This window comes from Hymenobacter sp. IS2118 (genome assembly GCF_000715495.1).
Classification (GTDB): Bacteria; Bacteroidota; Bacteroidia; order Cytophagales; family Hymenobacteraceae; genus Hymenobacter.
Map to the genome: position 1 here is coordinate 1 of NZ_JNLX01000063.1, position 8,776 is coordinate 8,776.

At 53.3% G+C, this 8,776-nt stretch carries 10 protein-coding genes; 3 read left to right on the forward strand and 7 right to left on the reverse strand.

The genetic code is table 11. From position 1 onward, the window contains the following. Positions 1–13 precede the first annotated feature (13 nt). Both GM79_RS04405 and GM79_RS04410 read right to left on the reverse strand, forming a co-directional pair. A complete protein-coding gene (locus GM79_RS04405; RefSeq protein WP_051718507.1) occupies positions 14–895 on the reverse strand; it encodes an IS3 family transposase in 882 nt (293 codons plus the stop codon). Then, positions 892–1,194: a transposase gene (locus GM79_RS04410; RefSeq protein ID WP_035559892.1), complete on the reverse strand. Its 303-nt coding sequence runs from the start codon at positions 1,192–1,194 to the stop codon at positions 892–894. Before GM79_RS04410 ends, GM79_RS04405 begins: the two co-directional genes overlap by 4 nt. Positions 1,195–1,250: 56 nt before the next feature. Here GM79_RS04410 and GM79_RS04415 point away from each other — a divergent pair, with 56 nt between their 5' ends. Genes GM79_RS04415 through GM79_RS04425 form a run of 3 tightly spaced genes read left to right on the forward strand, consistent with a single transcriptional unit; the run spans position 1,251 to position 4,530 of the window. After that, positions 1,251–2,006 carry an ABC-three component system protein gene (locus GM79_RS04415; RefSeq protein ID WP_035559896.1) on the forward strand — a complete coding sequence of 252 codons (756 nt, stop codon included), beginning with the start codon at positions 1,251–1,253 and terminating at the stop codon, positions 2,004–2,006. A 6-nt stretch (positions 2,007–2,012) separates the two neighbouring features. Beyond that, on the forward strand, positions 2,013–2,504 hold the full coding sequence (locus tag GM79_RS04420; protein ID WP_152559825.1) for a three component ABC system middle component: 492 nt from the start codon (positions 2,013–2,015) through the stop codon (positions 2,502–2,504). 1 nt (position 2,505) lies between these two features. Continuing rightward, on the forward strand, positions 2,506–4,530 hold the full coding sequence (locus GM79_RS04425; RefSeq protein ID WP_081867550.1) for a DUF3732 domain-containing protein: 2,025 nt from the start codon (positions 2,506–2,508) through the stop codon (positions 4,528–4,530). 41 nt (positions 4,531–4,571) lie between these two features. Here the strand turns inward: GM79_RS04425 and GM79_RS04430 are convergent, their stop codons facing one another. The 5 genes from GM79_RS04430 to GM79_RS04450 form a co-directional block, all read right to left on the reverse strand. Then, the gene (locus GM79_RS04430) at positions 4,572–5,171 is read right to left on the reverse strand and encodes a hypothetical protein (protein WP_152559826.1); all 600 of its coding nucleotides are present in this window, start codon (positions 5,169–5,171) and stop codon (positions 4,572–4,574) included. A 13-nt stretch (positions 5,172–5,184) separates the two neighbouring features. Further along, positions 5,185–6,582: an AAA family ATPase gene (locus GM79_RS04435; protein WP_035559907.1), complete on the reverse strand. Its 1,398-nt coding sequence runs from the start codon at positions 6,580–6,582 to the stop codon at positions 5,185–5,187. A gap of 139 nt (positions 6,583–6,721) precedes the next feature. Then, the gene (locus GM79_RS24630; protein WP_152559827.1) at positions 6,722–6,991 is read right to left on the reverse strand and encodes a hypothetical protein; all 270 of its coding nucleotides are present in this window, start codon (positions 6,989–6,991) and stop codon (positions 6,722–6,724) included. 553 nt (positions 6,992–7,544) lie between these two features. Continuing rightward, positions 7,545–8,426 (reverse strand): IS3 family transposase, encoded by an 882-nt coding sequence (locus GM79_RS04445; protein WP_051718507.1) that lies wholly within the window; start codon positions 8,424–8,426, stop codon positions 7,545–7,547. Then, a complete protein-coding gene (locus tag GM79_RS04450; protein WP_035559892.1) occupies positions 8,423–8,725 on the reverse strand; it encodes a transposase in 303 nt (100 codons plus the stop codon). The genes GM79_RS04445 and GM79_RS04450 overlap by 4 nt, the downstream gene beginning before the upstream one ends. Positions 8,726–8,776: the final 51 nt, after the last annotated feature.

The window sequence follows — 8,776 nt, forward strand, 5'->3', positions numbered from 1 at the left end:
TGAGGTGGTCTAGCTAAGCTGGACACAATTGGGACGTGGTTTGAAGGTGGGTTTCGAAGTGGTTCGGGGCGAGGTACCCGAGAGCCGAGTGGCGGCGTTCGGCGTTGTAGTAGGCGATGTGGTGGCTGATTTCGAGCCGGGCTTCTTCCAGCCCGGAGAAGCGGCCGCCGTCGAGTAGTTCGGCTTTGAAGCGACTCCAAAACGATTCAGCGTGCGCATTGTCGTAGCAGTTGCCGCGCCGGCTCATGCTTTGCTGCGCGCCGTGGCGCGCTAGTAAGTCCTTAAACCGGGTGGCCCGGTACTGACTACCCTGGTCGGAATGCACGATGAGGCCCGCCGGGGGCCGGCGCACGGCCAGCGCCCGCCGCAGGGCCTCGCTGACCAGGTCTTCGGGCATGGTTTCGCGCACGTCCCAGCCCACGACTTTGCGCGAGCAGCGGTCCAGCCACACGGCCAGGTAGAGCCAGCCTCCGCCCTGGCGGGGCAAGTAGGTAATGTCGCCGACCCACACCCGGTTGGGGGCGGTGGGGGCCGGCTGGCCGAGCAAGCGGTTGGGAGCAGCTTGGACGGCCGGGTCCGAGTCGGTGGTGCGGGGCACAAACGAACGGGGCTGCTGCGCGCGCAGGCCGTGCGCTTTGAGCACGCGTCGGATGCGCCAACGCCCCACCCGATGGCCGTCGGCTTGTACTTCCACGCGCAGCCGGCGGGTGCCATACCGCTGGCTGTGGTAGGCAAATGCCTCGCGCACGGCCACTTGCCAGGCCGGCTCGACCGCCGGCACCTGCTGGCGGCGCTGCCACGCGTAATAGGCGGCCGGGGCCACGCCGAGCACTTGGCAGAGGGAGCGTACCGGCACCTGACTGGCCCGCTGGGCGATGTGCTGGTAGGTGCTCACCGGGTCGGCTGGCCAAAGATGACCAAGGCTTTTTTTAAAATATCGAGCTCCTGCTCGGCCCGCTTCAAGCGAGCGCGCAGGGCGCGCACCTCCGGGTCGCGGGCGACCTCCACGCTGCCGACCTCAGCTACTACCTGGGCCTGCTGCCAGCGGTAGAGCAACTTGGGGCTGATGCCTAACTGACGGGCCGCCGACTGGGTGCTGCGGCTCTCGCTGGCCAGGCGCAGGGCCTCAGCCTTGAACGCCTCGTCGTATTTGCGTCGTTTATCGGGCGACGTTCCGCTCTTTTTAGCTGTCATCACAGAAGAAATATACGTCCTTCTTCTGTCCGCCTTAGCTAGACCACCTCACAATTGTGATAGTGGACAATGCGCCAACTATCCAAAATCTAGAAGAGCCTATTAAGAATAGGCTTCGCATAGTAGCGCCAAAAGAGCGGCTGGAGCATATCTATCGGCACATGTTAGGGTGGTGGTATGCCACTGCAGCAGAGCAGCTATGGCAAAATTCTCAAAACCCGACTGACCAGAAACCCGTCAATCAAAGGCTCATCAAGTGGATTGACATGAAGACAGAGCTCGATGATATTGTAAACCAGTACAAGGAGGACAGATTACCTACAATGTTCGCTCGTGCCGAACCCGATGAATTATACTATAAGTCTCAAGAAGGGCGGGGGTTTGTTCGGCAGTTAGACTTCCTAATGCTACAGGTTGAGGAAGTGCGCTATGCTGTCAAAGACTATTATCGTGCATTCCATGAGCGCACGAAATGGGGAACTGAGAAGCTGCTGATAGGGAAGGAGATGGAGCGGTATGAAGCTGATTTGAAGGAGCAATGGCATCGGTTTGTGCTGCGTCTGCAACGCAACCCAGAGTTCGCGGGCCGTTTCGATGATGATGCCGCATGCGTAGAATTTGGCCAGCGCGTACTGGAATGGGTGGACAGCCAGAACGTTGCTATCCGTACAGGAATGCCGTCAAATTCAGGTTACATAACTCGCGGTAGCTACCACATCATGGCCGATAATGAGGTGCCACCCGTGTACTGGCATCCTAAATTCTTGGAGAAGCTGGATGCAATTGTGAAAGAGACAATTGGCTCAATCTGATTCGGTATGCTGCCCTGGAATCAACGACCGATGGAAGCCAATCTGGCCAATCCAGCTCTTTGCGCACTGCTGCTGCGTCAGACCGTGATAGGATACCGTGAAAAGGCATTGCGGGGCCTGGAGTTTCCGCTAGCGTTTACGGTATTGCCCATTGTGCTGCACGATGGAATTCGTGCGATGTTGCCTTACTCTACCGCCACAAAGCTGCATGTGTGGGTGCAAAAGCATCACCACGTGCGCATTGGTTTTGTAGAGCATGTGCAAAATCTGGTGCCTATTACCAAAGAAGCAATAATTTTCGGCCTACAGCATGGTGCCCTGCAATTTGATGGGGAAGGTATGCTAGTGGCTGGGCAGCGCGAATTAGCGGACTTTGACGTGACCCCAAAGTCGAATGTGGCGGATTGTGTGAAGAGGGCCTATTTCATCGGGCGTTGGTTTGCCGATGCAGGGGCACCTGCTTCGGTACTGAATGCATTTGAAGTAAACATTTCTTAAAATGGATAACCAAGTACCAGCTTCCAGCAGCCTGCCAACAACGATGCAGGTGCGGGCTATCGTCCTCTACAATTACAAGGGTGAAAAGCGCATTTTGCCGTTCAAGCTTGGTCAGGTCAACATTATTACCGGCGAGTCGGAGACGGGTAAATCGTCCATTATTAATATTCTGGACTACTGCACCGGGCGTTCCTCGTTTAAAATGTTTAAGGCGGAGGGCGTGAATATTGGGGTAGTGGCCTGGTACGCGGTGCATCTGCAGATTGGCAACATGCAGGTATTCATTGCCAAGCCCCCACCCAAAGGAAACAGCAAGACGCAGAGCGAGGGATACATCAAGGATGGCGAGTCGGTGCAGCTGCCGGAGATACAGGATATCAAGCTGAACACAAACGACGACGGCATTGATGCGCGCCTATCAAACTTGCTGGGCATCGCCCCGAATAAGGCACTCAGCCCGTCCAGGGCCGGCCAGGACCCGGGCCAGGCTTCGCTCAAGCACACCAAATACTTCCTGTTCCAAGGGCAGAACCTGGTTTCTAACCCGGAAATGTTGTTCTGGCGGCAGAACGATGCCAAAGCAGGCCGGCACCTGAGCGACTCGCTGTATTACTTTCTGGGAGCCGACCAGGACGAGCGCTGGGAAAAAGAGAAGAAGCTGCAATCGTATCAGCAGTTGCTGCAGAAGTACGAGACTCGGCACCGGGTGATTGAGCTACGGCGGGCCACGCAAAACCAAAGCATGCGCACGATGCTGCTACAGGCCCAGCAGGTTGGCCTGGTAGCCAACCAGGTGCCCGATGACGAGATGCTGTCGCTGTTGCGAATATTAATTGGCGAGGTGCCCACTACTGACAGCAACACCGTCATCATCGCGAACAGTCCGCTGGAGGAGGAGCGTCGCCGCGCCCAGGAACTGAACCGCGACTTCCGCGACAAACTGCGCGAAATCGACGAGATGAAGGAATTTCGCCGGGAGGCCGAGACGTTTTCGTCGGCCACGCAGCAGCACGCTGACCGGCTTCGCGCGGTGGAGGTATTCACCAAGGACGAAAACACGCACGAAGAGCTATGTCCGCTCTGCTCGCAAACGATGGATACACCACCTCCGACGGTGGCCATGCTGACCGCTTCGCTCGTGCGGATGCAGAACGGCCAGAACGGCGTGCGCCGCGAGCGGCCCCAACTGGAACAGCAAATTACGGAATTGGAAAATCAGTTGGAGGACCTGCGCGAAGCACGGCGGCTGGCCGAGGAGCGGGTGAAGGCCTTGCAGCAGGAACAAGATGCCAGTGGGCGCCTACGTGACCTCGAATTGCGGGCTGCTCGCATGATAGGTCGCATCGAGGAGTATCTGAAAAGTCTGGAATTGGTAACCGACGAAACGGGGCTTGCTGACAGTATTACGAACGGTAAGAAGAAGATTGAGGCGCTCAAAGCGGACATGGGTAGCGAGGATGTCAAACAGGCCATTGATGCGAGCTTAACGCTGCTGACGGGGGCCATGACGCGTTGGGCCACAGAGCTAAAAATGCGTTACCAGGGCTTACCACACCAGCTTGACCTTTACAACATGACCGTCGCGGCGGTGCGAGGCCCTGGGAACAGCATTACGATGGAAAATATGGGCGGTGGCTCAAATGCTCTGGGCTGCCATCTTATTGCGCTGGTAGCGCTGCATCGCTTCTTCATTAGGTACAATAAGCCAGTGCCTGGCTTCATTGTCCTAGACCAGCCTTCTCAGGTCTACTTCCCCTCGTTGCAGGAATACCGAAATATGCTTGAGGGCTCCAATCAGGAAATGACCAATCTCGGAGGAGACGTGGGAGCCGTGCAACGGATGTTCAAGTATCTATTTGACCGGGTGAAGGAATTGAGTCCGAACCTGCAGATAATTGTAACTGAACACGCCAATCTAGATACGCCTGAATACCAGCAGGCATTGGTAGAAAACCCTTGGGTAGGAGGGAGAGGTTTAATTCCGCATGAGTGGATAAAAGAGGTGCCTCCAGCAGAAATTGAATAATAAAGCAAAAAGGCCCTGTCGATATCGGCAGGGCCTTTTTCTTAAAGAAAAGCTGAAATGTATTGTGCTAATCTATCTTCTGTGAAAACAAAGGCAGCGCTTTGATTACCAGCCAGGAGTCCGTGACAAATGCCATTTTTCTTGGTGTTTTGTAAGGAAGCAAGCCCGTATGTCAGAGAATCTGTGCTGTTTAAACAGAAAATCGCAAAGTATTTAATTTGCACTTGGCTCCTATCTAGCACCTCTTGCAAGTCGATGGTATCAGTATTATACTTTGCAATAGATGAGAGAATGATATGAATACTGTCCGCTAGCTTGGCTCGCAATTCGCTCTTCAACTCAAAATACCAAGCGTCAAAAGCATCAACACAACCTTGCTTATCAGCAGGTAAAGGCATTATCTCAGGCCAATTACGTACAATATGTGCAGAAGCATTTTTAACTTCCATGAAGCAAATTAGCTTCTTTGATGGGTCAAGATGAAGACAATCTGCTGATTTTAAGAAGTTAGGCAGGCCGAATAACACTTTGTGCTGTTCTTTGACAGCATCAAAATCAATAACTGGATGTGTAGAGTTAACACAGACACAATCAGGAATTTGGTTAATCGGTTGGAGCGTGGCACCTAAGTGCGTCTGCAAAATAGAAGCTAAACTATGCATTTTGCGCTCTGGCTCTTAAGAAAGCAATTTCTTTCATCGGGTCTGCTAGCAACTTGTAGAGCGGCTCAGTGTCTTCCGTTACATCTTTAAAGTATATGCCCTTATCCTTGTCTTTATCTGAGATATAAAACTTAGTCAGCTTTTCTATCTTGTGAATAGTAGAATAGGCCTCCAACGCTTGAATGAAGTAAGGACTGTGAGAACTTACAACACAGTAAACATTGTTTTTTACTAGGATAGCCACGATTTCTGCATAAAGAATTTGCCATGCAGGATGAAGATGAACTTCTGGCTCATCAATGATTAACAGATTGCTTGTATTCAAGAATCCAGCTCGAGCCAGCATTTGTAAAATGCCAAGGGTTTTAACGCCTGAAGCCGTATTAGCTATATTGACGCTAATATTATCATCAGTAGTTGAGAAAACAAAGCCGTCACTTTCCGTTTCAAAATAGACCTGCCCACCAATAGTTTTACTGATTTTCTCAGTGATTTCTAATTCTAGGGCATTATGAGGCTCAACTTCTGTTGAAGCATAATTTAGTTTTTCAACTAAATCATAAGTTGGGTAAGCACTTGAATAATCTCCGTTTGATGAACGAGAAGTTAATATCATGTGCTCCTGAAAGTTGAGAACAAAGGGCGACTCCAATAGGGTAGCATCCTCAAACAAGGCTGAAATGACATCATCCTGAATTTTTACTTCCTCCGTCTTTAGTATATTATCACTAAAGGCAATCGAAAAGATATCTTGTTCATTTTCGGATAGCTTTATAGTGCCATCCTTACCTTCTTGACGCTTATTATTTATTTCTTGATGAAATATAGCATTCATTATGTTTTTAAATGATGCCGAATAAGTTTCTTTCGGATTTTGCTTTTCAGCGATAATGGAGCGGATTCTAGAAAAATGTTTTTCTATAATACCTCTTACGGCATACTCAATGCGTTGCAGGTCGGTGTCCTCAGCGAAGGGCAAACGTTCTCCAGGATTATTCCTGCGAAAGGGGATTATGCGGCGCAGTATTTCCTCCAGTGTAGTAGCCTTGATATCGTCGCTAACAGCATCGAAAGCTAACAATCCTTCTTCGCCACTGAACCGGCGAACATCTTGAACCCTTCTGATTGTATTGTTGAATACAGCCGGAGAAATGGCCGGCCCTGCAGCACCCCTGAGTTCAGAAATAAGCTCTGACGTTATAGCCGTTAATTTATTCCGCTGGCCAGCCACAAATTCGTCTTCTCTATTGCGAATAGCTTTCACAATAGCAAACAAGCTTTTGCCAACGGTTGACTTACCCGAATCATTGAGGCCACCGATTACAGTTAACCCCGTCAAGTCAAGGTGGGCGGAACCGATAGGACCAATGTTTTCGATGCTGAGCTTCATAAGGGAAATTGGATAGGCAGGCGACTTAGCTGGAAGCTAACAAGTGGGGCAAAGGTAGCAGCGGATGCTACAGTACACACAAAAGACGTATGAGGATAACCGATACCTTAACCCGGCAGCGGCCCAAACGGAGGGATTGTTAGATATGGGCTTCCCTCCACTGGCCTCGGAACTGGTTCAAATCAACAGCATCAAGAAAGGCCTCGCCAATCGACTGATGACCCGGTGTGTAAAAGCGCATATCCTCTTTAATGGCCTCAACAGCAACAATATTGTCCGGATTGCCATCTTGAAGGCTAACGCCAAAATCATACAAGGCTTGTAGTTGTTGAAACGGTCTTATAGTATCAACAACTACAAGCCGTATGGAGTGACCTTTCCAAGTGGTGTCTAGGTATTTGTAAGTCATGGCTGCTGTTAATTAATGCTAATTCGGACGGTTATGCCCGCCCCGCAGCAGGGCCAGTGTTTCATCCTTGGCCTTGATGAGAGCATCCTTGATTTTGAGTTGGTTGCATAGTAGTTCATTATAAGCCATGCAGCCGTCGCGCTCCTTCTCGCAGTCGCAAATGCTGTGATTTGTTTTGGGTGGCTGTACGGGGTACGTTTAAGGTCTTCTTCTTGCCGAAAGTGTCCGTTTGGGTTTGTAGGGAGCTGTCAATTTTTATGACGAGAGCGGCAAGTAACAAAGCAGGCCGCAAAAGTTGTCAAACATAATGGACATACATGCTCGTGTGTACCCTTCCCATTCTGTTTATGATGTCCAAATCGTGCCTTATACCGAACTACTTAAACCAAAAGGCCAGCCCCTGTCAAACAGGGGCTGGCCTTCTAATAACTGCTGATAGTGGCGGTTAAGCCTCAACTGATTTGGGAGCAACCAGTGCCTCATCCGTCGCAATCACGGCTCCAGAAGCTACTGCTTTGGCACCTGCCGACTTCAACTGCCTGAGGTGGTCTAGCTAAGCTGGACACAATTGGGACGTGGTTTGAAGGTGGGTTTCGAAGTGGTTCGGGGCGAGGTACCCGAGAGCCGAGTGGCGGCGTTCGGCGTTGTAGTAGGCGATGTGGTGGCTGATTTCGAGCCGGGCTTCTTCCAGCCCGGAGAAGCGGCCGCCGTCGAGTAGTTCGGCTTTGAAGCGACTCCAAAACGATTCAGCGTGCGCATTGTCGTAGCAGTTGCCGCGCCGGCTCATGCTTTGCTGCGCGCCGTGGCGCGCTAGTAAGTCCTTAAACCGGGTGGCCCGGTACTGACTACCCTGGTCGGAATGCACGATGAGGCCCGCCGGGGGCCGGCGCACGGCCAGCGCCCGCCGCAGGGCCTCGCTGACCAGGTCTTCGGGCATGGTTTCGCGCACGTCCCAGCCCACGACTTTGCGCGAGCAGCGGTCCAGCCACACGGCCAGGTAGAGCCAGCCTCCGCCCTGGCGGGGCAAGTAGGTAATGTCGCCGACCCACACCCGGTTGGGGGCGGTGGGGGCCGGCTGGCCGAGCAAGCGGTTGGGAGCAGCTTGGACGGCCGGGTCCGAGTCGGTGGTGCGGGGCACAAACGAACGGGGCTGCTGCGCGCGCAGGCCGTGCGCTTTGAGCACGCGTCGGATGCGCCAACGCCCCACCCGATGGCCGTCGGCTTGTACTTCCACGCGCAGCCGGCGGGTGCCATACCGCTGGCTGTGGTAGGCAAATGCCTCGCGCACGGCCACTTGCCAGGCCGGCTCGACCGCCGGCACCTGCTGGCGGCGCTGCCACGCGTAATAGGCGGCCGGGGCCACGCCGAGCACTTGGCAGAGGGAGCGTACCGGCACCTGACTGGCCCGCTGGGCGATGTGCTGGTAGGTGCTCACCGGGTCGGCTGGCCAAAGATGACCAAGGCTTTTTTTAAAATATCGAGCTCCTGCTCGGCCCGCTTCAAGCGAGCGCGCAGGGCGCGCACCTCCGGGTCGCGGGCGACCTCCACGCTGCCGACCTCAGCTACTACCTGGGCCTGCTGCCAGCGGTAGAGCAACTTGGGGCTGATGCCTAACTGACGGGCCGCCGACTGGGTGCTGCGGCTCTCGCTGGCCAGGCGCAGGGCCTCAGCCTTGAACGCCTCGTCGTATTTGCGTCGTTTATCGGGCGACGTTCCGCTCTTTTTAGCTGTCATCACAGAAGAAATATACGTCCTTCTTCTGTCCGCCTTAGCTAGACCACCTCA

What these genes read in the sequence shown, in the direction of transcription:
- GM79_RS04435 (WP_035559907.1), bottom strand. Translation starts at nt 6,582, where the DNA reads ATGAAGCTCAGCATCGAAAACATTGGTCCTATCGGTTCCGCCCACCTT.
- GM79_RS04410 (WP_035559892.1), bottom strand. Translation starts at nt 1,194, where the DNA reads ATGACAGCTAAAAAGAGCGGAACGTCGCCCGATAAACGACGCAAATAC.
- GM79_RS04450 (WP_035559892.1), bottom strand. Translation starts at nt 8,725, where the DNA reads ATGACAGCTAAAAAGAGCGGAACGTCGCCCGATAAACGACGCAAATAC.
- GM79_RS04425 (WP_081867550.1), top strand. Translation starts at nt 2,506, where the DNA reads ATGGATAACCAAGTACCAGCTTCCAGCAGCCTGCCAACAACGATGCAG.
- GM79_RS24630 (WP_152559827.1), bottom strand. Translation starts at nt 6,991, where the DNA reads ATGACTTACAAATACCTAGACACCACTTGGAAAGGTCACTCCATACGG.
- GM79_RS04420 (WP_152559825.1), top strand. Translation starts at nt 2,013, where the DNA reads ATGCTGCCCTGGAATCAACGACCGATGGAAGCCAATCTGGCCAATCCA.